Raw genomic sequence first — 20680 nt, 5'->3', positions numbered from 1 at the left:
GCTGTTCGAGGGGTGGCTGCACGCCCGGCAGCGGGGGAGGGCGCTCGTCCTCCGTGAGGCGCCGGCTCGCCTCCCCGCGCCGGAGCGGGGGGCCGGGGGCGGGATGCGCCGCCCGGCCGGCCGCTCACCGCGCGGGCTTCACCTCAACCTTCGTCACCTTGTACTCGTCCGCCGGCGCCTTGCACGGCTGGCAGTTGATGCCGGGGGAGTCGGGCGCCCGCTTGACCTCGGCGGGGAGCGGCTGGATCGTTGCGCCCGGGGTCGGCTTGCCCTCGAGTGCCGATTGCAGCGACAGCTCCGGCAGAAGCTCGGGGTTGAACACCTCGGTGACGAACGAGTTCGGGACGACGTTCGGCGGGAAGGCGTTGCAGCCGTCCTCGAATTTCTGGCCCTTGCAGACCTTGACCTGATCAGCCGGCACCCAGGGGAGCGGATACTCGATGTTCTGCGGCTCGAGCTTGCGCTTGGCCGTTAGCACTTCCATCATCAGCTTGAAGGCGTAGCCGGCGGTCGCCGGGGGCGATCCGGCCGATACGCCCGTCAGTCCCGCCTGCTTCGCGGCCGGGTCCATCAGCGCCAGCCGGAAGCCGTTGGAGTTCTCGCCCGTCACCGGGACGAGCTTGCTGCCCTTGTCCTTGAGGGCCTGGATCGCCCCGTACTCGCCGGCCTGCGCCCAGATCCCGTCGACGTCGGGATGCGCGGCAAGCGCCTTGCCGGTCTCCTGCTGGGTCGTCCGATCGTCCCAGAACGAGTAGTATTCCGAGACGACCTGGATGCCCGGATACTTCTTGAACACCGACATGGCGCCGTCGGTGTGGCGCTTGTCGACCGAGTTGCCGGGCACGCCGCGGCTCAGGAAGATCTTGCCCTTGCCGCCGAGCGCGTTGACCAGGGCCTGGGCCGAGTTCTCGCCGAAGCCCGCGGTGACGTAGCTCACGTTGTAGGCGCACGGCTCGGTGACCGTGGCGTCGTACATGAAGAACTTCACGCCCTTGCTGCAGCCACGCTTCACCACGCGGTTCAGCGCGGTCGCCGAGACCGGGAAGCTGATGATGCCCTGCGCGCCGGCATCGATCATGCTCTCGTAGGCGCTGATCTGCGCCTGCGGGTCGGTGCCCGAAATGACCTCCTTGAGCTCGACCAGCTTGTCGTAGGGCGGCGTGGCGGCCAGCGCCTTGACGACATTGGCGGCCTCCGACTGCCAGGCGTTGCCGCTGTAGCTCAGCGAGAGATAGACCTTGATCTTCTTCTCGTCGGCCGCGGCCGGGCCGCCGAGCGCCGCCGTTCCGACCAGGGCGGCCATGAGCGCGGTCGTGAGCGTGGTCGTGAGCGCGCCCGCGCGGCCCGTCTTCCAGGTTCCCATCGTTTCCTCCTCCATGCTGTCTTTTGAGCCGCCCAAGCGGAACCGTTCGCGCATCCGACGATGCCGAATTTCGTGAAATGATCGCCGTATCCGTCGTCAGAATGTCAGTCGGAGAGTTGTCTCCGGCAGCGCAACACAGTCTAGCGAGGGAACCAGCTCCTGATGCGGGCGAAGGTATTCTCGCGCAGGAGGAGCAGGGCGATCAGGATGATCGATCCTTCGATCACCGTCCGCCAGCCCTGCCCGATGCCGAGCGCCGCGATGACTGTGCCGAGCGTCGTCAGCAGGACCGCTCCACCGACCGTCGCGACGAAGCTTCCGCTCCCGCCGAGGATGGAGGAGCCGCCGACGACGACCGCCGCGATCGTCGGCAGGAGGTAGCTGTCGCCCATGCGCAGGGTCGCACCGTCGGAATAGCCGACCAGCATCAGCCCCGCGACGCCGGAGGCGGTCGCGCTCAGCATGTAGGCGGCGACGACGGTCCGGGTGACAGGGACGCCCGCCACGAAGGCGGCCCGGGCACTGGCGCCGACGGCGTAGAGCCTCCGGCCGAAGCCCGTCGCCTGCTGCAGCACGGCGGCGGCGATCACGAACGCGGCGGTGAAGATCAGCAGGAGCGGGATGCCTGCGACCTCGCCCTTCATCAGGGCGAGCAGCGGCGCCGGCGCGCTGCCGCGGGGCGTCCCGCTGGTGTAGCCGAGGGCGCCGGCCGCCACGATGATGCCGGTCGCCATCGTCATGATGAAGGGCGGGATGCCGAGCACCGTGATGCCGAGGCCGCTCACGGCCCCGATCAGCGCGCAGACGACGAGGATCGCCGGGATCAGCAGGATGCCGGCCGCGCCCGCCTCGGGACCGACCCAGGTGGTGCAGAGCACCGCGCTGAGCGTGATCAGGCTCGCCACCGACAGGTCCAGCCCGCCGACGAGGATGACGAGGCCCTGGCCGAACGCCGCCACGATCAGGAACGAGGACAAGGAGACGACCGTCGCGGCCTGCCCCCAGGAGCCGAGGGCCGGGCTGACGAAGCGCGACGCGACGATCAGCAGGGCGGAGAGGGCGAAGGTGGACAGGACGGTGACGAGTTCCGGGCGGACCCGCGTGACTCGGCGTTCGTCCTTGGATGCGCTCAGTGCGGGATCGAGCGTCGCGGGCGTCATGCGCGGGACCTTTCGAGGAGGTGGGTCAGCGCCCGACTGAAGACGATCGCCAGGACCAGAACGGCCCCCTGGAAGATCCCGGTGTAGAAGGAGGAGACGCCGCCGGAGAACAGGACCTTCTGGAGCAGCATCAGGAGCGCCGCGCCCATGATGCTGCCGACAAGACCGCCGCGGCCGCCCGACAGCGAGGTGCCGCCGAGCGCGACCGCCGCGAAGGTGAGCATCAGGAAGGGCGACCCGCTGTTGGGATTGCCGGTCACCGTCTGGGCGGTCAGCATGAAGCCGGCGATGCCGTAGACCATGCCGGCGGCCACGAAGGCGAGGAACCGCGTCCGCGCCACCCGCACGCCGGACAGGGCCGCGGCAGCCTCGTCGGTCCCGATCGTGTAGAGCGCCACACCGAGGTCGGTTCGGCGCAGCATCAGCCAGGCTCCGACGACCGCGGCCACGATCAGCCCGGAGACCGGAACGAACCCGAACAGGGTGTCGGTGAGGGTGTCGGCCACGAAGTCGCTGACGACGCCGCCCGGCGCATCCAGGATGACGAGCGACAGGCCCTGGCAGATGATCATCGTCCCGAGCGTCGCCGCGATGGTCTGCAGGCGCAGGACCGCGACGAGGTAGCCGTTCACGGCGCCCACGATCCCGCCGACGGCCATGCACAGCATCAGGCTCAGCAGCGCCCCACCAGGCCCATCCACCGGATAGCTCGCCATGACGACGTTGGTCAGCGAGATCACCCCGGCGACCGACAGATCGAAGCCCCGGGCGAGGATGACCAGGGTCTCGCCGGCTGCCGCGATCGCCAGCGGCGCGGTATTGTTGACGAGGCTGCCGAACGTATAGGCGGTGAGCGCGCTCGGCTCCCACAGAGCGTAGAGCCCGTAGAGGATCAGGTAGAGGATCGTGACGATCACGGCGCCGCTCGCGACCAGGCGCACGAGCCGATCGGGCGATGCGGCACTCGGGGGAAGGGACGCAACCTGCGTGGTCATCGCGCCGCTCCCCTCGCCAGGGGAGCGGACGTGTATCCGGTGAGAGCCGCGACCATCGTCCGCTCCTCCAACTCGGGTCCAGCCAATTCGGTGAAAACACGCCCGCCATAGAGCACGAGGCACCGATCGGCGAGGCGAACGATCTCGGGCAGTTCCGACGAATACATCAGCACGCTGCCGCCACGATCGGCGAAAGCCTGGATCGCCGCATAGATCGCCTCCTTGGTGCCGACATCGACGCCGCGGGTCGGGTCAAACAGGAGCAGCGTTCTGGCGCCGCTCGCCATCGTGCGCGCGAGCAGCGCCTTCTGCTGGTTGCCACCGGACAGGTCGCCGATGCGGAAGCTCACGTAGCGCGGGCTGAGCTCCACGGCGCGCGCCGATTCCAGGGCGGCGGCCCGCTCGAGGGCCGGCCAGACGAAGCCGCGACGCCCGATGCGATCGAGGATCGGCAGCACGATGTTGCTGGCGGATGACAGATTCGCCAGGATACCCTCGGTTTTGCGTTCCTCGGGCAACAGGCCGATACCGTCGCGCAGCGCGTCGCCGGGCTTGCCAGGGCGGCTCGGTCGCCCCTCGACCAGAACCTCGCCAGCGAGCCGCTTCTCGAGGCCGGCCAGCGCGTAGAACAGGCTCCTCTGCCCCTGCCCGTCGAGGGCAGACACCCCGAGGATCTCGCCGGCGCCGATCGTGAACGAGACGTCGGCAAGCTTCGGCGTGGTGAGCCCGCGCACCTCCAGCACCGGCGCCCCGACCGTCACCCGGCTACGGCGCACCGACTCCGAGGCCTTGGAATGGCCGACCATCAGCTCGAAGATCTCGTCGTCGTCGGCCTGCCTCAGGTCGACCGTCGCGACCGACCGGCCGTTGCGCAGGACCGTCGCGACCGGGCACAGCGAGCGGACCTCGGCCAGCCGGTGCGAGATGTAGAGGATCGCAATGCCCCGCGCGGTCGCTCTGCGGATCTGGTCGAAGAGCCAGGTCACGTCCGAGAGAGCGGCCGTCGGCTCGTCGAGAACGAGCACGCGGTCGGCGTGATGGAACGCCCGGACGATCTCCACGCGCTGCCGCTCCGCGAGCGACAGGTCACTGATGAGGGCAGAGGGGGCGACCGATCGAAGGTCGTACCGGGCGAGGATCTCCGCTGCGGCGGCGACCGTCCGCCGGGCGGAGACGAGACCGCCGCGCCCCTTCCTGAGGGTCGGCATCAGGAGGCATTCCGCGACGGTCAGGTTCGAAGGAAGGCTGAGTTCCTGGAACGCGGTCGCGACGCCGCGCGCCCTCGCGTCGAGGATCGTGCCGGGCATGTAGGTTTGCCCGTCCAACAACATTTGCCCTGTATCGGGCCGCACCACGCCACTCAGTATCTTGACCAGCGTGGACTTTCCGGCGCCGTTCTCACCGAGCAGAGCGTGGACTTGCCCGGCAGCGAGATGGATCGAAACCCTCTCGAGGGCGACAGTCGCGCCATACGACTTTGCGATGCCTTCGATCGACAAGCCTGAGAGGTTGCTCGACTGCAAGACACTTCCCCCACATCGCTCTTTTTCCGGATTGTTACCGGTTCGACCGTTGCGATGATAAGGACATGGTTCGGCGAGGGTGTCAATGCATTCGTTTGCAATCGGTCACGGAGGCGTGTTGGCCCCCCGCTCGGATCCGGTGGCGGTCGGGGTCCGGCACGGGATTTCGGTCTCGGGGAAGGCGGCCCCGACGCCCAGCCCGCACCGGAGCCGGAACTTTCGTGGGGGATGCTTTGTGCCGGGGTTCGCGCTCCGAAATGGGATTTCGACAACGGATGGGCTAAGGAGCCCGGCATCGTCGCCCGGTGTCGTCTCGGTCTCGGCGTGGGTTGTCGGAAACGATCATGGTCAAGAAAACAGACACCGGCGCGAGGGCAGACCCGCTACCTGTTCGCCGGGCGGCGACGGCCTACGACGTCGCGAAGCTCGCCGGCGTCTCGCAATCTGCCGTGTCCCGAGCGTTTACACCGGGCGCGAGCGTGGCGCCGGAAACCCGCAAGCGCATCATCACGGCTGCCAAGGAACTGAGCTATCGTCCCAACCTGATCGCGCGCTCACTCATCAAGCAGAGATCGGGGACGATCGGCGTCGTCATCAGCTATCTTCAGAATCAATTTAACCCAGAAGTACTCGAGAGCCTGTCCCGTGCCCTGAAGGCCGCGGGTTACAATATCCTGTTATTCACCGTTGACCCCCATTCGGCGGACCCCGTCCTCGAAGAGGTGCTCCAGCTTCAGGTCGAGGCCCTTGTCCTGGGCTCGACCAGCCTGTCCTCGGCGGTGGCCGATGAATGCGCCATCGCGGGCATTCCGGTCGTCCTCTTCAACCGCACCAGCGCCGTCAACTCGGTGTCGAGCGTCGCGGGCGACAACGTCGCCGGGTCGCGCCGGATCGCGCAGTTCCTCGCCGCCGGCGGCCATCGCCGCTTCGGTTACATTGCGGGTTTGGAGAACTCGTCGACCAACCAGGAGCGGGAGGCGGGTTACACGACGTGGCTGCAGCAGAATCGGCTGTCGGTCTCATCGCGCGCGGTCGGCAACTACACGTTCCAAGGCGCCTGGGACGCGATGCGGGAGATTTGCAGCCAGCCCGAGCGGCCTGACGCGGTCTTCTGCGCCAACGACCACATGGCGATCGCGGCGCTTGAGGTCGCGCGCAGCGAGTTTGGCCTGGACGTTCCGGGCGACCTGTCGATCGTGGGCTTTGACGACGTCGGCGCGGCTCGATGGCCGAGCTTCTCGCTGACGAGCTTCTCCCAGCCCGTCGACGTGATGGTGGCAGAGACAGTCCGGATCCTGCTCGGACTGATCGGCGGCGAGACTGCGACGCGCGAGGCGATCACCGTTCCTGGACATTTGATCGTCCGACGATCGGCCCGCTTGCCGCCGCACGGCATCGAGAGAAACGGCGACGTGCTCGTCTGGTGTCCGAGTGATCCGCTAGTGCCCTGACGCATTCGGACGGTTCACGTAGGGCGTGGGCCGTGCGAGTCCGAGGCATGGCTCAGACCACGAGGCGTCCCTTTGCTTCCTCAACGCCGTGGAGGCGACGGTATCGGCCGGCCACGTGGTGCACGTGGCCCAGCCTTTCACGAGTTCGTCGAACGCGACCTTCGACGGCGAGGCCTTCGGGGCGGTCGCTGAAGCGACAGGGCGGGGTCGTGTTGTTGGCGGCGCTTTGTCCGCGACATCGCCGAGCGCGAATCGCTCCAGGGTCAGGCTGGCGCGCTGGAGTGACGCCCCGACCGCCTTGGCGAGGGGGCGGTGACCCTCCTTGCCGACGACGAGCCCCTTCGCTTCGATGAGCTGGCCGGCCTGCTCGAAGCAGAGCACCTCCATCCCGTCCTCGCCGCGGTCGGCGGACTCGCCGTGGAGCACCTGATGAATCAGGTCCGGCCGGCCCCGGAGGCCAGCCCTGATGTTCCGCCACAGGCGCACGAACAGATCGGTCCGCCACGGGGTGCGGCTCGGATTGTCGCGGTGGAGGGCCACCCCGTCGTCGCGGACAGGAGAGGCGAAGTCGTGGGCCTCCCGCTCGCTCGGCGCCTTCGGGCCAGCCTCGAGCGTGGCCAGCCATTCCTCGATTTCGCGGATCGCCTCGGGGTGCAGCCGGCGGGCTTCGTCGGGGTCCCTCGTTTCGAGGCTGACCATCACGGTCCACTTGCCGACCAGCGGGCGCAGGTGAGCCGGCACGCCCTTGCAAGCGTCGTAGACGCCGTTGTGATGTTTCCAGGGACGGGGCGATCGGCAGGGGCATCCGCGCCACCCGTTTGTACCAGGCGGGCTGTACGATACCGTTGCGGAACAGCAACTTACCGGAGTGAATGAGCTTTCAGGATGCCTGGCGGAGAGGGAGGGATACTAACGGCACGGGAAAATAAGGGAAATTTCGCGTGCCCTTGCCTCTACCCCACCATTCACCCCAATGGCTGCGTTCGTACCCGCCTTTGCGGTTCGAGCGCCTGTTCAACCGGCGCTCGCCCTACCCGTACTGCCGGGACAGCATATGGGGCATCCGGCAGCTTCACCAACCGATCGTTGATGGGCGCCTGCGCTACCGCCTGCATCGCATCCCGGAGGGGATCGTGATGAGCGCGCTGCTGGACGATCTTCGCGGCACCGGACGCGAGAGCGCGGCGCATCAGACCTTGAAGCGGATCGGCCGAGATTGGATGTGGGCCGAAGGCGCCTACGACGCCGAGAACGAGGTCGAGTGCCTAACGGGCCGAGCTGACGCCTATAGCCAAGAGCGGCAGTGGGTGCTTGAGGTCGGCAGCACTGAGATCGGGCGCCTGCTCAAGGCCATGGAGTTCGCCGGCTGCTACGCCGAGCCCATGCACCGCTTCACGCTCCTGCCGTTTCAGCCTGTCCGCTGGGCTGACGGCTCGCCCCGGGGCGTCCTAGCGGTCGACATCTCATGCGACGCCGATCTCTGCCGCGAGATGTGGGGCCACCATTGGGCCGCCATGGAGCGGGCTGCAAATTCGTTCAGCTGCAAAGGGAGGCGTTCTCCCGCCTCCTCCAGCCAGGGAGGGCAGGGGTGATGAGCGAGGATCGCAGGAAGGTTGACCGGGAACGGTTCATGGCCGCCTTAATGCGCGCGAGGCGAGAGCCTAGCGACCTGTCCGACCAAGCCACGCACGAGCGTGTCGCCCGCGAGGCTGTCGCTGCCAATCCTGACCTCGCACAGCACGCCCTTGAGACCGGCAACTATCTGCCTCTCGTGCGCCGAGCGCGCGAGATCGGCGAGGGCAGGTGCTCTGAATTCTGGCTCGCACAGCGAGTTGGGCAGATCGTCCGTGGGGAGACGCAATGATGACTGAGCGCATCGCTATTGGCGTCCTTGCCTGGAGCGCGGTCGGAGTCGTTGTCGGCCTGAACAGGTCATGGCGATACCCGAGGCCGGATGATGGCCTGCGCTGGGCTGCCGCTTGGGCTGCTCTATGGCCGATGCTGTGGGCGCTTGAGGAGCCAAAGTCATGAGTGGCGGCGGTAAGCTGATTGAGATCTTGCCGATGCGCCTAGAGAGCGGGCGGGAAGTGCTTCGCCTCTGGGTCGTATCGACTAATGCGGGCGGCCCAGGTGTCCATGATGAGACGTGCGTCTACGCTGAGCCGCAGCAAAGCCTCCCAGTGTTGGGCGATACAATCTGGTGGGGCGGCGAGCGGTGGATCATGTTCGACAACGATCGGCAGCAGATGACGAAGGTGGGATACTCGTTTCCTGCCCCTGGAAGCCATCCGTAGCTTCGCATAACCCGAGGCTTCGGCCTCTCCACCTATCGGTAGATATGGAGACTAGAAGATGAGCGATGATTTGGTGGAGAAGATTAGAAAAATCGTGGTCTTTTGCGATGAATGCGGCTTTGCTAGTGCGTTCGTTACGCGCGATATGCTCGCCGAGGTAGCCGACCGCTTAGGCTCTTCAGCGGACGCCAAGTTCACAACGCGGGCGGAAGAGCCGAGCGCCGAGGTGAAGCGGCTGACAGGAATTCTGCGCTTGATCTATGCTGGCGGCTCGTTCGCGGATGACGATGTCTGCTGGGAAGATCTGCAACAGCATAGTCGGTCCTCCGGCATCGTTTATGGCTGGAACCAAGCCGCAAGCAAGGTTGCCGAAGCCATGGGCTGGGAGCGGCCGATCGGCCCTACCAAGTGACGCTCCACCCACACACGGATCCGACAATGGTCAACTTCAAAGCCACTGCCAAGGATCGCGCTATCATCTCCCGGATCGCAGATCGTGCTGAGGCGGATGGGCTGATCTCTGGCGAGGTGCATCGCTTGCTGACGGAGATTGATCTAGTCGCCGTCCATCAGAACGGCTGCTCTCTTCGCCTCGCTGATCTGCTTGAGGCTGATGATGAGGCCTTCTCGGCTGATGTCATGGGTATTTTGACCAACGTGGATCGCCGGACCGGGAAGCTGATGACTGGCTTTGTGCCTCGGTTCTCGGTCTTGGCAATGGCTGATGCTTAGCTATTATACTGGAGATGGAAGCATGAAAGTCGTTAGGCAGAACAAGTGCATCACGAAGGATGTAGATAGATGGAGCTTGGATGGCAAGCTGAGCGATGCCATTGATTTGCTTAGAGATGAACTTCTGAGCATCCCAGAGTCGTACCAGGCAAGCGCCACCCTGGATATTAGCAGTCATCTTGAATACGGCGATGCGGTAACGGAAATATCTATTTCATATTATAGACCTGAAACCGATGCCGAGCTATCGGCGCGTCAGGCCGCGGCAAACATACTCGCCAAGCAAGACGAGGATCGCCAGCGTGCCGAGTATGAGCGACTAAGGGCCAAGTTCGGGGCCTAACCACCCCTCCTGCTCCCTGTGAAAGAGGATAGAGGATTATGATTGAGGATAGACTACATGGCGCGCCCTTCGGGACGGGCTCTCACCTTTCAGGTGAAGCCGCTCGCGCGTCTTCATCGCACAGCGATTTCGATCCCTCGCGCGAAGCGTGGGCTGAGTTTGAGCCCGATGAGATCGTTCGCCGAGTTCGCTGCTTGGCAGACGACGTCCCCGATGAAGGTGATAGCCTCGCACAGATCTGGCGGCACGCTTGCGATACGATCTTGCTCCGCATGAGGAAGCACCCATCGCAAAACTTGCAGGGCTGGCCTCGCCGCCCCGTACCGGGGGTGTCAGAACAGGGCTACCGGATGGCCTACGATGTCCAGTGGCTGCGGGATTGGCGAGAGCGGACCGGGCTGACGCTCCAAGAGGCGATGGCAGCTCACGCCGCAGCCCTGCGCGCCAGCGATGAGCGCCCTCTGGGCCGAGACCTGCAAGGGCTCGGGGGCGATAGCCCCGCCAGCGCGATCACCGAAGGTGAGGCGCCCGACACTATCGACAATCTGAAGAGGGTGAACAAGGAGCTAAGGGAGGCGCTGAGACCGTTTGCGGAAGAGGCGGCTGAAATACCTGAGGGGTTTCATGATGACGAGCCATACCAAAGCGTCCGCATTGGTGATCTTCGTCGCGCCCGCACCCTCCTCTCTCAATCCTCAGAAGGGGAAGGCTAAGGGCGCATCCGGCTTCGCCGGACCGCGTCACCTGGGCCCGCCCGAAGCCGACAAGTCGTCTTCGCCCTAGCGGGCAGGTCCCGCATTGCGCAATGGAGTAAATAATGGGCACAAATTACTACGTTGATTTTAAGCCGCCTTGCCCGTGCTGCGGAGAGGGTGGCGAAAAGCTCCACATCGGCAAGTCGTCGGGCGGCTGGGAATTTCTCTTCGCGCCGTATCCCGAGCACGGGCTTACCAGCTTTGCAGCTTGGAAGGACTACCTCAAGGATCGCACGATCCTTAATGAATACGGCGACACGATCACCCTGGCCGATCTAATCAACATAGTTGAGGCAAAAAAGGGTGGTTGGACATCCCGAACTGCGCCAGCGTCTTCCTGGGGCCCGAGCCCGCGCGATTGCGAATGGTCCGACGCGGAAGGATACAGGTTCAGCAACACGTCTGAGTTTTTCTAGCGTCAGGGGTCGAAGCGGCCACCGGCTGGCAGGACGCGACAGCGGAGTGAGGGGAGGAGAGGATGACATCCCTGGAAGAGATGCAGGGTCTGATTGCTCGCGTGCGGGCGCTCGCATCCAACGGCGGCCCTACCCACGCCGCATGGGATGATGTCTCGGATGCGGAGGCGCTTGTTTACGGAGGCCCTACGACATTGCCGTACCCCGATGGCGAAGCAGGCATACAAGTCGCGATGGCGCGCCTGCGTAGCTATTTGCCGCCATCTCAGTGGTGATCTTCACGCCCTAGCGTGGCGACGCCCAGATGATAGCCTGCTGCCATGACCCTCGGTCCCTACCTCGCTCTCACCTCCACCCTGGTCCTATCCTGCACCTGGGGTGCGGTGGTCTGGTCGAGACGGGCGGCGAAGCGGCTGGATGAGCGGAGACGATGATGAGCGAATGGCAGCCGATTGAGACTGCGCCAACCGATGGGACGCCGTGCATCTTATATGGGTCATTCGTCATTCGAGGTTGATCGACGAGAGGCGGGCTTGAAGCCCGCCTCGTCGTTTGGGGTTGATCAATGCCGCTCGTTCAGCGGCACGACTTCCCAGTCCTCTGCGAGCAGATCAGGGGTAGACGCATTCCATCCAGGCTGATGCGTTCCTGCCGCCGTGAAGAGCACGAGGTAGGGTTCGTGTCGCCGTCCCGGAGACATCGTCACCTTGTCCGTCTTGGTGTTGTGGCGGGGCATGCCAACATCTTCTGCATCCTCCATGTAGATGTGCATGCGCTTGCCGTTCCAGCCTGCGCGCCTGACCCAATCGCCTGCCTTCAGGGCAGCAACCGCTTCGCCAATATTCATCAAAAGCCTCCAATGAGATATCGGATTGCAGCCTAATCCGATATCGGATAGGGGTCAAGAAGCGATATCGCATTGGAGGCTGCGTTGACGGCGAAACCGATATCGGTCACAACCCTGGCCGTGCCGAAAGACAAACTCGACGACAAGACCTTGGTCCGCTTCACCGCGGGGACACTCGACCGCATAGATGCGGTGGCGGGCAAGAACCGCCGCGCTAAGTGGATCCGCGAGCTAGTTGAGCGAGAACTGAAGCGCTCCGAGCGGCAGAAAGCAGGCAGGGCTGCTGAGGATGGCGAATGACAGACCTGTTGCGTCTCAGTCGTCTGGCATTCGTGGATAGTTACGAGGAGGGCGGGACGCTCATCGTCCGGGCGAAGAGCGTCCGCCATCACGAGCCCTACGGATGCTGCCTGCTCTTCAGCTTCAGTAAGATGGGAACGAAGGCGGTTCGCTATTGCGACCACGCCATCCAAGGGCAGCCCGTCTGGCTGGAGATCAAGCGGCAGCGCTTCCGGTGCAACTCGTGCGGCAAGGTCGGATACGAAGTTCTGCCGGACATTGACACCGAGCGCCGGATCACGAAGCGCTTCCGTGAGCACCTTCAGAAGGATGCGATCAAGTATCCGTTCACGATGGCCGCCGAGATCAATGGCGTTCATGAGACGCTTGTACGGCGCGTCTTCGACGAGCATGCCAAGCGTGTCCTCGGTAAGTACAAGCCGATGCTGCCGCGGGTGCTCGGCATGGACGAGATTTACCTGCACAAAAAGCCGCGGTTCGTCATCGGCGACATAGATCAGGGCTATGAGAGCACAGGAGCCTACTTCGAGCATGAAGCCCTGCATCCGAGCCACTGGATGCCACTCCCGCCAACTCCGACCGAATGACCCATCCTCCCACCGATCCCCAGCCCAGCCCGATTGTCTGGCGCCACACCTGGCCCGAGCGCGGCCCGGATTTCGTCGCCTCGATCGCAGGCGGCCGGATCGGCAGGATCCACAAGACCCATCCTGACGCCATCGCGCACCGCGAGTGGGTCTGGTCCCTCGCCTACAGGCCCCGGAGCAGGATCCCCATGCAGGGACGTGTCCATACCAAGCAAGAGGCGGCGGACGCCATCCGCGCCAGCCTGGGCATTGAGATGCAGTGGCTCGCCAAGCAGAGTCAGCCGCTGTCGCTGAGACCGGCTGACCCGGGCCCCGACCCGCGCTTGGACTGGATGCGCCCGCCGGTGCGGATCATCATCGGCCGGGACGTGCCGTGGCCGGAGGGGTGGGGCAAGAACGCTTAGCCGGCCGCGTCCTGCCGAGCAGCCTCACGCGCCAGCAGGCGCCGCCACTCGTCGCGCTGCTCCTCTCCCATCAACTCCCACGCCGTAATGACGGCGATCAGGTGAAGCGGCACGGCGCCGTGCTCCCCGCGGATCTGACGCGAGATCGTGTTCACGGGTCTGCCGGTCATCTCGGCAAGCATCTTCTGGCTGAGCCCAGCCGCCTTCGCACGACGCTGCCACGGTTCGTTGTCCATGGGACGGGGCCGTAGCGTGCTGCCGTCCGCCCTGCAAATTATCAACGCCATGTAGAATTCCACTTGCGCCCCGTATCGACGTGGCGTAGATTATCTACATAAGGTTGATTTTCAAGCCGGATATGAGCCATGAGCGCCCTGACCTCCACCGCCCTCGTCGCCCGGTTCCCTCGCAAGCCGATCTTTGAGCGCGAGAAAGCCACGCGGAGCGGCAACAGCGCACCCTCGTGCCGCTGGGTCGACCAGAACAACTTCATGCCCGAGGGGGTAACCCGTCAGCGCCTCTTCGTGAACGATTGCGAGACGCCTTTCTTCATCGACGTAGCCGAGCGCGCTTCACATCGGACTGAGGGGCAGAAGTGCGGCCTGTTCGGTAGCGGCATGTCAGCGAAGGGGTTCGCCAAGACGCTCGCCAGCGGGCCGCGAGTTGGCCCGCTCAAACATCGGGCCGAACAGATGGCGATGGAGCAGGTGTAATGGATCACGCCACCCTCACCCGCAAAGCCCGCTGCGGCCGACGCGACTGGATCTCCTGGCGCGATAAAACCGGGATCATCGTCGCCATGCCTCGCAGCCCGGCAGCGCTGAAGGCCGCGCTACTCGCGGTAGGCACCCAAGGCCGGTTCACCCTCGTTGAGGCGTGCACCGCCACTCGCTTCACCTACCGGTGGCGCGACGGCATCCGCATGATCCGCAACTCTCGCTTCGGGTGCTGACAATGGCATGGAAGCGAGAACCGTCCTCTATCCGGGTTGAGGGTGATGTTGCCTACGTCGAACTCGGGCGCGGGCTTGAAGCGATGATCGACGTGGCAGATGTGCCCCTGATCGCGCCCTGGGGATGGCGTGCACACATAGGGACGCATGGCCACGCCTATGCGGTGAGGTGCGGCAAGGGGTATATCGCCATGCATCGGGTTTTGACCGATGCTCCGTCCGAGATGTACGTCGATCATGCCAACGGGGATGGATTAGATAACCGTCGGGCTAACATGAGACTGGCCACGCAAACACAGAATATGGCCAACAAAGCCGTAGAACGTCGAAATCTACTCGGCTTGAAGGGCGTTTCAGCCGCTCGTGGAAAGTTCAGAGCTACGATAACTCCAAACGGACGGAAAATACACCTGGGAACATTTAAAACACCTGAGGAGGCCGCAGCGGCTTATCGAGGCGCCGCGGTTGCGCTCTGGGGTGATTTCGCAAAAAATTAGCCCCGCGCGGCGGCTGCCGGCGGGGCTGAAGGGTGTCTCGGGAGAGGCGGGTTACGGCGTCTTGACCGTGAATGGCGCTGTGATCCCCTGAGGGACCATCGGCCAAACAAACTCTTGCAGCGGGTTGCAGGCGTACCATGGCCTCGTAATGAGGACGGCGGGCCCATCCGTGAAGTAGCTCGGCACACGCTCCGTCACAATGAACCGCTGCGGCTTGCCGATGTCAGCCGGAGGGCGCTCAAAGTCGGTATCCGACAGAACGGCGCGATGGTGCGCGCTATCGGTCATGATCCGGTCCGCGTGGAGCTTGCAAGCCCGCAGGTAGGTGACGTTGAACTCGATCTGAAGCTCACCGCCGGGACCAACCTCAGGCGTAATGACTCTGAAGCTGTCAACCCTCACCGGCTCTCGGCGATCCGCAACCCAGGCGCCAAGGGCGACGGCAGCGAACAGACTGCCGAGAGCGAGAGGGATAAGAACGGCAATCTGAAGGGCGCTTACCATGGTCCTCATTTGCCACCTCGGATCATGGCCCAGATATCAAGACCAAATTTCGCCGCGGCAAATGATGAAGCAAACAAGCCACCCACCATTATTGCAAACCATCTAGCAATTTTGAGAGCAAGACGCCCAGTTGCATAGCTATCTAACATCTCGTCCAGCATCTCAAGCTCTTTAGCTGATTTGCCTTCGATCCACTTCCGAGTATGATGCGGAAGCTCCCGGTAAGCTTGCGGATGTCCACTATTGTTTTCCCGACGAAGCTCGTCATCCACTTCTGCCCCGCCTTTCACATTATCCGGAGCCGGCAGTTTGTCATTAAGAAGCCGCCGCATCGCTTCCAAGGTGTGGCGAGCGTGATCTTCGGTAACCTCGGATTTTGGACGCGACATTGCATATGGCTACCGCTTGTTAATCGACGTTAGCGCTGCGTTGGTGACGGCGGCCGAGAATTGGGCCGCCTGCTGGTCCTTCTGCTGAGAAGTGCGCGATGAACCCCACCAGAACTGAACACCGAGCCCGACAGCTAGCCATAAAGCGCCGTAGGACTGGTTCAGCAGGTTGAAGATCCGCTCCGGGATCTCCTGGCTCACGAAGAAGAGGCAGAATGTGAGCGCGATGGCAGCGCCGACGACGAGATAGGTCAGGATCGCGGGCGTAGTTCCCGTCCAGCTGTGAGCCTGAACGAGGGCGACCTGCATCTGCCGGGCGTTGGCGATGTCAGCGAGATAAGCATCCTGACGCTTGGTCTCAGCCTCAATCTCGGCGAGTTTGGTCTGCGCGGCGGCGGGGTCCTGCGCCACGGCCTGAGATACGGCTTCGGGCGTCGGCGCAACGCCGAGTGCCGCGGCGATGCCCTTGCCGACTACCGCGCCTACGGTACCGCCCAGAGGACCGCCAAGCAGCGTCCCGAGAGCTGGAAGCCCGATCTGGGCAAGCTGCCCGCCGAGTGACGACCAATCCATGTCAGGCAGCCTTCTTCTTCGCAAACAGGGACTTCACGGCGGCCCAGAGGCCGCCGGTTGTGACGGTGGCAGCCGAGACAGGCGCGGGCTCGTCCGGCACCGGCGGCCTTGCCGCTGTCGGTGCCATGGGAGTGAGAGGACCGGCAGGATCGACGTGGGGAGGTGTTGGGAGGGCCGGCGCGGGCGTAAGGCCCAGATCCTTCTTCACGGCTTCGCGGGCCGCCAGAGCGGCCTCCAGCACGCGAAGTGCCTCAAGGGCGTACGCCTTGCGCTTATCAAGGTGCGGCACGCCGGGACGCTCATACTTGAGCATGAACACTTCGGTCGCCCGGTCGAGCGTCGTGGTGGCGCGGAGAGCGGTAAGCGCGCCCACCTCCGCTCCGCGCAGTTCAACGAGCATGTAGCCGTAGAAGGCCTCCGGATTGTCGAGCCTAAACCCCTTCTCAGCGGCCCAGGCCTCGAACGCTCGTCGGCGGGGGCCCGTCCACTGGGCCCAGCCCCAGCCTCCCCGGGAGCCGGCCACAACAGGCTTGTACTCCTGAAGGGCGGTGAACTGCGCGCTCTCGACAGCGAGATTGCCGAAGATCCCAGCTACCTTCAGCTTGTCGAGCCCAAGGTCCGTCATGAACCGCGGGCCATAGGTCTCCACGGCCGCCTTGAACTGCGGGGTCATCAGGATCTCCGGATTGTCATTGGTGTCAGGACCGGGCCGGGTGGCGCAACGGTCACGGGAGGATCAGAGGGCCGCGGCGGCGGCCCACAGCGCATCCAGAGCCGCGTCATCGTAGCCGAGCGCCGCGCCGAGCTGCGCCACCATCGGGTGGTGACGGTCGAAGGTGGTGGCGCCCGACAGCAGCATCCGGGCGGCGAACTGCTCGGCCTCCGGCAGGCCTGCCACCGCCGCCTCGATCCGCGCCGGCAGCACGCCGGTCATCACGGCGGCCAAGGCCTCGTCCTGACTGATCGTCCCGGCTTGCGCGAGCGCCTGGAAGAACTGCCGGTCGGACACCGCGGGCAGGGCGGGGGGCGGCACCTGCACGGCGCTCTGAGCGGCCCTGGCCTCTCCCTCCTGGCGCACGGTCTCGGCCCAGTCCCGGCGGGATGGTGCCTCGCTGGCGGCCTTTGCCGCCGTGGCCATGGCCGCATCCCGATCCTGACGGGCCGCCGCGGCATCGGCCAGTGCGGCGTCCCGCTCGCTCGTGATGCGCGTCAGCGCCTCAGCCGCTTGAGCTGCCGCGGCCTCCTGGTCCTGCCGCGCCTTGGCCGTGTCAGCGGTTGCAGCGTCCCGCTCCCCTCGGGCCACCGCGGCATCAGCGGTCGCCGCATCCCGCTCCTGCCGCGCAGCTTCAGCCTCGGCCAGGGCCGCATCCCGCCCGGCCAACGCCGCCGCGTCGATCCCCGCCAGCACCGTCGCGAGCGGGTAGCCGGCAGCCTCGGCTTGCGCCGGGGTCAGGGCGCCGCTGTCCGTGAACTGCGGGTTGCTCGCTCCGGGGAGCGTCACATACTGGCCGAGGATGACGTGCCAGGCCGGCGCTTCGGCCGAGCCGGCCGGCCGGCCGCGATACAGGAACTCATAGAGAAATGGCTGATCCATGTTAACCTCACGCCGCGACCGGGCTATCGTCCGACAGCCGGCGCCAGTTGTTGTTGGAGTAGTAGGCGATCACGCCCGTGCCGGCGCCCGCGCCTTCGCCCACTTTGCGGGCATTGCTCACGTAGATTATATCGCCTGCCGTGCCCGAGGGCACGGTCGTGACTGTAAAGGCGGCGGGACGGATCTTTCCAAGCGAAACAAATCCGCTTGATGATATTATTGCATAATTAGCACTGCCCCCTCTATCTTGAAAATAATGAGAGTTATTATTGTAATAATTCGTTTTATCAGCCTCACCTCCTAGATTAATTGCATTTGATGTTCCTGACCCATCTTTAAGTCGTGTATAGCCGCCCTGCTGGTCAAGAGTGGAGATGCCGCGAACGGAAAGCGGCCCGCCTGCATTCACGCCGTCGGAAAACGAGGCGATGCCGTTCGGCGCGATAGCTAAGACGTTACGATTGAGCGTGCCGGAGTAGACCGCGAAGTCTTTCGCCCCACTTCCCGCGCTATCTTGGAGAAGCTGCCACTCGCTCCCCAGCTTGATCCCGGCCCGTTTCGATCCACTTGCGTGAGTGCTCTCGGATACGATCAGGCCAGTGGGGTACTGCGCCGCCGTCTCGCCGACGGTAGCCGCGCCCTGCGCCCGGAGAGACCCATTCACATCCCACGTCGCGCCCGGGGCCTGGGTGTTGACGCCTGCGCTCCCGTTGGAACGCAGTGTAATGATCGGGGCGCTGCGCTGTCCGCCTGGCGTATAAATATTGACGGCATCAAAATTACCGTCATAAGAGACGGTAATTAGTTTTGCCGTACCGTTGGACCAGAAGTTGTTGCCGCCCTCGCTGGTCGGCCCCTGTTCTGGGCTGACCCGCAACCCGTACCCATAGCTGAAATCGTAATAGCTGGACACCCTGACGGCAGAGGCCTGAAGAGTGCCATTTGGCTTCAGCGGCGCAAGAAAGTTGTTACCATTTCGCGGAAGGTTGAAACCAGAGTCGGTGAATGTCCCGACGTGCTGGATAAAGCCCCCGGCACCGTCATTGACTTGCAGGGGCAAGTCAGGGCTGTAAGGTGTGCCGATTTCTCGGTTGCCCCACTTCACCGTCGCGTTTGCGCCCGTGTCATTCAGGTAAATGAAGGGCGTGCCGGCCCAGCCAATGCCGATCGTCGATCCAATGGTGACGGTGATCGCGGCGTGCGCCCAGATTTGTCCCGAGCCATTGACAATCGCCCCCTCAATGAGGGAGCCGTCGCCGATGGTGACTTCACCATTGAAAAGGCACAGGTTGCACAAGCTAACGTGCTCAACCGCGCCGAAGGTGCCGCCAATGTATTCGAGGTTATTCCCGTGGGTCTTCAGGCGATCGAAGTAAATATTATTGCCGTAGCCGGCCAGGACCGGAACGCCGGCATTCCCTTCCGCGTGGAGGCGGTCGATGATGATGTCGTTGCTGCCGTAATCGCCGGTGGCAGACTCGCCATACAGCTCAAAGGCAGGAGAGATGACCAGATATCGATTGTCTACCGAATTGCCCGCGGTCCTGTTGAGGGTAGCGGACCGACGGTCGCTTGAAATCGACGTGATGATCGCTCGAAGTGGAGGGCGGTTGCCGCGGAACGTTGTCGCCCCTGCGCCGGGAATGTAGACGGCCCGCCCCACATCACTCGTCTGGAACTGGCCGGTGATATACAGCGTGTTTGAGCCGGCGCCGATGTTGCATTTGACCCCTTCGAAGCATCCGGTCGAAGAGGAGAATGACTGATAGGCGTTGCGGTTTACTGTCGCTGTGGTCGAGTTCGTGACGCCGTAGATCACGAAGTATTCGAGGCGGCTGCCGTCGAAAAGCTGGATACCGCGGTTGACGTCCGCGCTGGTGAAGCACGCCTCCGAAGCCGTGAGGGTCTGGGTGCCCGCTGCGATCGTGAAGCGGGTGGTTGGTGTCACGACGCGAGACAGCCGAGAGCAGCCCGCACCCCAGACCTTGAACTCGTTGATGACGCAGTTGTAGGCGTTGCTGATCCTGACAGCCGTGCCGCGGCCCAGGAACGGGGTCCAATGCGATACGTAGATCCGCGCTGCAAACAGATCTGTGGCGTATCTCTCCTCAATATTACATGGAGGCTGCGTGACTTTGCCGCTCATCTCGATGGAGAAATCGGAGAGGGTATGCGCTTTCGGCCTCGTATTCTCGGCGGGATTGGTGGGGTGAGACAGATTGAGGACGGCCTTATCGTAGCCGTTGAAGTCACAGATGAAGACCGTCACGCCGATGCCGGCGCCGGTGAATTTATAGCAGTTCCAGGCGTATCCCCGAATAGGTGCGGTAAGCCTATAGCGACCGCCGCGATAGTCTCGGCCGACGTTGCCCGCGGCCAGCCAGTCAAAGAAGGCCTGGATCGCTGCCGTATCGTCCGCCACGCCGTCACCGACGGCCCCGAAGCTGCGGGGCGAGCGCATCTCCCGCACTGTGGCGAGCAGATCGCGGACCACGCTGGGAGAGGTCTCGGGCGCCGTCTGAAGCGACGTCTTCGCGGAGGAGAGGGCCCACGTGTTGGAAATAAGACTGCGGCGCAGGCGCACCGTAGTGCCCGCGTCCTGCATGACGATGCCGTTGGGGTAGTCGCGGATCGCATCGCCCGAGCCGGCGAGCGGCACCAGCGTGATCGTGTAGGCGCCGCCGAGGTATTTCTCCTCATCGGTGATGACGAGATCCTGGCTACGGGGGTACGCATCCACGTCGGGAAGCGCCCACGTCCGCGACGCGGTGAGCGGCGGGATGACGGCGTGAGTGGCGGTCGCTGGGATGGCCCAGTCCGCATCAGGTCCGACGACGCCGCTGAGCACTGCGGCGCTTGACAACACATCGCCGGCAGGGACTACCTGCCCTTGCCGTACGATCGGCACCAACGGGAGCACGCCCCCCATGTACGGCACCGGATCACGGTCGACTGGCTCGCCGTTCTCAAAAGTGCGCAACTTCGAGCTATTGTCCGCCAT

General features: G+C 64.3%; 25 protein-coding genes and 1 pseudogene. 13 read left to right on the top strand and 13 right to left on the bottom strand.

The features are described 5' to 3' along the window. Positions 1–124 precede the first annotated feature (124 nt). The 4 genes from FF100_RS05115 to FF100_RS05100 form a co-directional block, all read right to left on the bottom strand. Positions 125–1363 (bottom strand): sugar ABC transporter substrate-binding protein, encoded by a 1239-nt coding sequence (locus FF100_RS05115; protein WP_246101926.1) that lies wholly within the window; start codon positions 1361–1363, stop codon positions 125–127. 140 nt (positions 1364–1503) lie between these two features. Then, positions 1504–2523 (bottom strand): ABC transporter permease, encoded by a 1020-nt coding sequence (locus FF100_RS05110; RefSeq protein WP_139034497.1) that lies wholly within the window; start codon positions 2521–2523, stop codon positions 1504–1506. Continuing rightward, a complete protein-coding gene (locus FF100_RS05105; RefSeq protein ID WP_139034496.1) occupies positions 2520–3518 on the bottom strand; it encodes an ABC transporter permease in 999 nt (332 codons plus the stop codon). The genes FF100_RS05110 and FF100_RS05105 overlap by 4 nt, the downstream gene beginning before the upstream one ends. Further along, complete coding sequence (locus tag FF100_RS05100; protein ID WP_139034495.1) at positions 3515–5041, bottom strand: sugar ABC transporter ATP-binding protein; 1527 nt, start codon at positions 5039–5041, stop codon at positions 3515–3517. The genes FF100_RS05105 and FF100_RS05100 overlap by 4 nt, the downstream gene beginning before the upstream one ends. A 344-nt stretch (positions 5042–5385) precedes the next feature. Between FF100_RS05100 and FF100_RS05095 the strand changes: the two genes are divergently transcribed. Beyond that, positions 5386–6492 carry a LacI family DNA-binding transcriptional regulator gene (locus FF100_RS05095; RefSeq protein ID WP_139034494.1) on the top strand — a complete coding sequence of 369 codons (1107 nt, stop codon included), beginning with the start codon at positions 5386–5388 and terminating at the stop codon, positions 6490–6492. On the opposite strand, the pseudogene FF100_RS05090 reads toward FF100_RS05095, so the two are convergent. Next, positions 6481–7251 (bottom strand): annotated as a pseudogene (locus FF100_RS05090) (DUF6538 domain-containing protein); the annotation flags it as partial. The gene FF100_RS05095 and the pseudogene FF100_RS05090 sit on opposite strands and share 12 nt — an antisense overlap. 377 nt (positions 7252–7628) lie before the next feature. Here FF100_RS05090 and FF100_RS05085 point away from each other — a divergent pair. The 6 genes from FF100_RS05085 to FF100_RS05060 all read left to right on the top strand — a co-directional run bounded on the left by FF100_RS05085 (position 7629) and on the right by FF100_RS05060 (position 11032). Continuing rightward, positions 7629–8084 (top strand): hypothetical protein, encoded by a 456-nt coding sequence (locus tag FF100_RS05085; protein ID WP_139034492.1) that lies wholly within the window; start codon positions 7629–7631, stop codon positions 8082–8084. 760 nt (positions 8085–8844) lie between these two features. Next, positions 8845–9198: a hypothetical protein gene (locus FF100_RS05080; protein ID WP_139034491.1), complete on the top strand. Its 354-nt coding sequence runs from the start codon at positions 8845–8847 to the stop codon at positions 9196–9198. A 26-nt stretch (positions 9199–9224) separates the two neighbouring features. Beyond that, positions 9225–9518 (top strand): DUF6874 family protein, encoded by a 294-nt coding sequence (locus FF100_RS05075; RefSeq protein ID WP_139034490.1) that lies wholly within the window; start codon positions 9225–9227, stop codon positions 9516–9518. A 76-nt stretch (positions 9519–9594) separates the two neighbouring features. Beyond that, entirely contained in the window at positions 9595–9861 is a 267-nt protein-coding gene (locus FF100_RS05070) for a hypothetical protein (RefSeq protein WP_139034489.1), read from the top strand. A 350-nt stretch (positions 9862–10211) separates the two neighbouring features. Continuing rightward, positions 10212–10574 carry a hypothetical protein gene (locus FF100_RS05065; RefSeq protein ID WP_139034488.1) on the top strand — a complete coding sequence of 121 codons (363 nt, stop codon included), beginning with the start codon at positions 10212–10214 and terminating at the stop codon, positions 10572–10574. A gap of 104 nt (positions 10575–10678) precedes the next feature. Further along, entirely contained in the window at positions 10679–11032 is a 354-nt protein-coding gene (locus FF100_RS05060) for a hypothetical protein (RefSeq protein ID WP_139034487.1), read from the top strand. Positions 11033–11594: 562 nt separating this feature from the next. Here the strand turns inward: FF100_RS05060 and FF100_RS05055 are convergent. Further along, a complete protein-coding gene (locus FF100_RS05055) occupies positions 11595–11879 on the bottom strand; it encodes a DUF2829 domain-containing protein (protein WP_139034486.1) in 285 nt (94 codons plus the stop codon). Positions 11880–11963: 84 nt separating this feature from the next. Between FF100_RS05055 and FF100_RS05050 the strand changes: the two genes are divergently transcribed. From FF100_RS05050 to FF100_RS05040, 3 genes are read left to right on the top strand one after another with little or no spacing between them, the layout of a single operon-like run. Beyond that, positions 11964–12179 (top strand): hypothetical protein, encoded by a 216-nt coding sequence (locus FF100_RS05050; protein ID WP_139034485.1) that lies wholly within the window; start codon positions 11964–11966, stop codon positions 12177–12179. Beyond that, positions 12176–12766: a helix-turn-helix domain-containing protein gene (locus tag FF100_RS05045; RefSeq protein ID WP_139034484.1), complete on the top strand. Its 591-nt coding sequence runs from the start codon at positions 12176–12178 to the stop codon at positions 12764–12766. The genes FF100_RS05050 and FF100_RS05045 overlap by 4 nt, the downstream gene beginning before the upstream one ends. Further along, positions 12763–13170, top strand: a complete 408-nt coding sequence (locus tag FF100_RS05040; RefSeq protein ID WP_139034483.1) for a hypothetical protein — start codon at positions 12763–12765, stop codon at positions 13168–13170. Before FF100_RS05045 ends, FF100_RS05040 begins: the two co-directional genes overlap by 4 nt. On the opposite strand, the gene FF100_RS05035 is transcribed toward FF100_RS05040, so the two are convergent. Continuing rightward, positions 13167–13406 carry a hypothetical protein gene (locus FF100_RS05035; protein WP_139034482.1) on the bottom strand — a complete coding sequence of 80 codons (240 nt, stop codon included), beginning with the start codon at positions 13404–13406 and terminating at the stop codon, positions 13167–13169. The two genes, FF100_RS05040 and FF100_RS05035, sit on opposite strands and share 4 nt — an antisense overlap. Before the next feature lie 129 nt (positions 13407–13535). Between FF100_RS05035 and FF100_RS05030 the strand changes: the two genes are divergently transcribed. The 3 genes from FF100_RS05030 to FF100_RS37550 are packed head-to-tail and all read left to right on the top strand — an operon-like array spanning position 13536 to position 14619. Next, on the top strand, positions 13536–13883 hold the full coding sequence (locus FF100_RS05030; RefSeq protein WP_139034481.1) for a hypothetical protein: 348 nt from the start codon (positions 13536–13538) through the stop codon (positions 13881–13883). Then, on the top strand, positions 13883–14122 hold the full coding sequence (locus tag FF100_RS05025; RefSeq protein ID WP_139034480.1) for a hypothetical protein: 240 nt from the start codon (positions 13883–13885) through the stop codon (positions 14120–14122). The genes FF100_RS05030 and FF100_RS05025 overlap by 1 nt, the downstream gene beginning before the upstream one ends. A 2-nt stretch (positions 14123–14124) precedes the next feature. Next, entirely contained in the window at positions 14125–14619 is a 495-nt protein-coding gene (locus tag FF100_RS37550; RefSeq protein WP_205824771.1) for an HNH endonuclease, read from the top strand. A gap of 51 nt (positions 14620–14670) precedes the next feature. Here FF100_RS37550 and FF100_RS05015 read toward each other — a convergent pair whose 3' ends face one another. The 6 genes from FF100_RS05015 to FF100_RS04990 form a co-directional block, all read right to left on the bottom strand. Next, a complete protein-coding gene (locus FF100_RS05015) occupies positions 14671–15123 on the bottom strand; it encodes a hypothetical protein (protein ID WP_139034479.1) in 453 nt (150 codons plus the stop codon). Between the two features lie 5 nt (positions 15124–15128). Further along, positions 15129–15512: a hypothetical protein gene (locus tag FF100_RS05010; RefSeq protein WP_139034478.1), complete on the bottom strand. Its 384-nt coding sequence runs from the start codon at positions 15510–15512 to the stop codon at positions 15129–15131. Positions 15513–15521: 9 nt separating this feature from the next. Continuing rightward, on the bottom strand, positions 15522–16085 hold the full coding sequence (locus tag FF100_RS05005; protein ID WP_139034477.1) for a hypothetical protein: 564 nt from the start codon (positions 16083–16085) through the stop codon (positions 15522–15524). Between the two features lies 1 nt (position 16086). Then, positions 16087–16758, bottom strand: a complete 672-nt coding sequence (locus FF100_RS36905) for a phage tail tip lysozyme (RefSeq protein WP_171070055.1) — start codon at positions 16756–16758, stop codon at positions 16087–16089. A 63-nt stretch (positions 16759–16821) separates the two neighbouring features. Next, a complete protein-coding gene (locus FF100_RS04995; RefSeq protein ID WP_139034476.1) occupies positions 16822–17679 on the bottom strand; it encodes a hypothetical protein in 858 nt (285 codons plus the stop codon). Positions 17680–17686: 7 nt separating this feature from the next. Beyond that, positions 17687–20680, bottom strand: coding sequence for a hypothetical protein (locus FF100_RS04990; RefSeq protein WP_139034475.1), 2994 nt, complete (start codon positions 20678–20680; stop codon positions 17687–17689).

Source organism: Methylobacterium terricola (genome assembly GCF_006151805.1).
GTDB lineage: Bacteria > Pseudomonadota > Alphaproteobacteria > Rhizobiales > Beijerinckiaceae > Methylobacterium > Methylobacterium terricola.
The sequence above is the reverse complement of the archived record's forward strand: the minus strand, read 5'-3'. Positions and strand labels throughout refer to the sequence as shown.

Excerpts from the sequence above, each read along its gene's own strand:
- FF100_RS05115 (WP_246101926.1), bottom strand. The coding sequence starts at position 1,363 with ATGGGAACCTGGAAGACGGGCCGCGCGGGCGCGCTCACGACCACGCTC.
- FF100_RS05110 (WP_139034497.1), bottom strand. The coding sequence starts at position 2,523 with ATGACGCCCGCGACGCTCGATCCCGCACTGAGCGCATCCAAGGACGAA.
- FF100_RS05105 (WP_139034496.1), bottom strand. The coding sequence starts at position 3,518 with ATGACCACGCAGGTTGCGTCCCTTCCCCCGAGTGCCGCATCGCCCGAT.
- FF100_RS05095 (WP_139034494.1), top strand. The coding sequence starts at position 5,386 with ATGGTCAAGAAAACAGACACCGGCGCGAGGGCAGACCCGCTACCTGTT.
- FF100_RS05085 (WP_139034492.1), top strand. The coding sequence starts at position 7,629 with ATGAGCGCGCTGCTGGACGATCTTCGCGGCACCGGACGCGAGAGCGCG.
- FF100_RS05080 (WP_139034491.1), top strand. The coding sequence starts at position 8,845 with ATGAGCGATGATTTGGTGGAGAAGATTAGAAAAATCGTGGTCTTTTGC.
- FF100_RS05075 (WP_139034490.1), top strand. The coding sequence starts at position 9,225 with ATGGTCAACTTCAAAGCCACTGCCAAGGATCGCGCTATCATCTCCCGG.
- FF100_RS05065 (WP_139034488.1), top strand. The coding sequence starts at position 10,212 with ATGGCCTACGATGTCCAGTGGCTGCGGGATTGGCGAGAGCGGACCGGG.
- FF100_RS05060 (WP_139034487.1), top strand. The coding sequence starts at position 10,679 with ATGGGCACAAATTACTACGTTGATTTTAAGCCGCCTTGCCCGTGCTGC.
- FF100_RS05055 (WP_139034486.1), bottom strand. The coding sequence starts at position 11,879 with ATGAATATTGGCGAAGCGGTTGCTGCCCTGAAGGCAGGCGATTGGGTC.
- FF100_RS05045 (WP_139034484.1), top strand. The coding sequence starts at position 12,176 with ATGACAGACCTGTTGCGTCTCAGTCGTCTGGCATTCGTGGATAGTTAC.
- FF100_RS05040 (WP_139034483.1), top strand. The coding sequence starts at position 12,763 with ATGACCCATCCTCCCACCGATCCCCAGCCCAGCCCGATTGTCTGGCGC.
- FF100_RS05035 (WP_139034482.1), bottom strand. The coding sequence starts at position 13,406 with ATGGACAACGAACCGTGGCAGCGTCGTGCGAAGGCGGCTGGGCTCAGC.
- FF100_RS05030 (WP_139034481.1), top strand. The coding sequence starts at position 13,536 with ATGAGCGCCCTGACCTCCACCGCCCTCGTCGCCCGGTTCCCTCGCAAG.
- FF100_RS05025 (WP_139034480.1), top strand. The coding sequence starts at position 13,883 with ATGGATCACGCCACCCTCACCCGCAAAGCCCGCTGCGGCCGACGCGAC.
- FF100_RS37550 (WP_205824771.1), top strand. The coding sequence starts at position 14,125 with ATGGCATGGAAGCGAGAACCGTCCTCTATCCGGGTTGAGGGTGATGTT.
- FF100_RS05015 (WP_139034479.1), bottom strand. The coding sequence starts at position 15,123 with ATGGTAAGCGCCCTTCAGATTGCCGTTCTTATCCCTCTCGCTCTCGGC.
- FF100_RS05010 (WP_139034478.1), bottom strand. The coding sequence starts at position 15,512 with ATGTCGCGTCCAAAATCCGAGGTTACCGAAGATCACGCTCGCCACACC.
- FF100_RS05005 (WP_139034477.1), bottom strand. The coding sequence starts at position 16,085 with ATGGATTGGTCGTCACTCGGCGGGCAGCTTGCCCAGATCGGGCTTCCA.
- FF100_RS36905 (WP_171070055.1), bottom strand. The coding sequence starts at position 16,758 with ATGACCCCGCAGTTCAAGGCGGCCGTGGAGACCTATGGCCCGCGGTTC.
- FF100_RS04995 (WP_139034476.1), bottom strand. The coding sequence starts at position 17,679 with ATGGATCAGCCATTTCTCTATGAGTTCCTGTATCGCGGCCGGCCGGCC.
- FF100_RS04990 (WP_139034475.1), bottom strand. The coding sequence starts at position 20,680 with ATGGCGGACAATAGCTCGAAGTTGCGCACTTTTGAGAACGGCGAGCCA.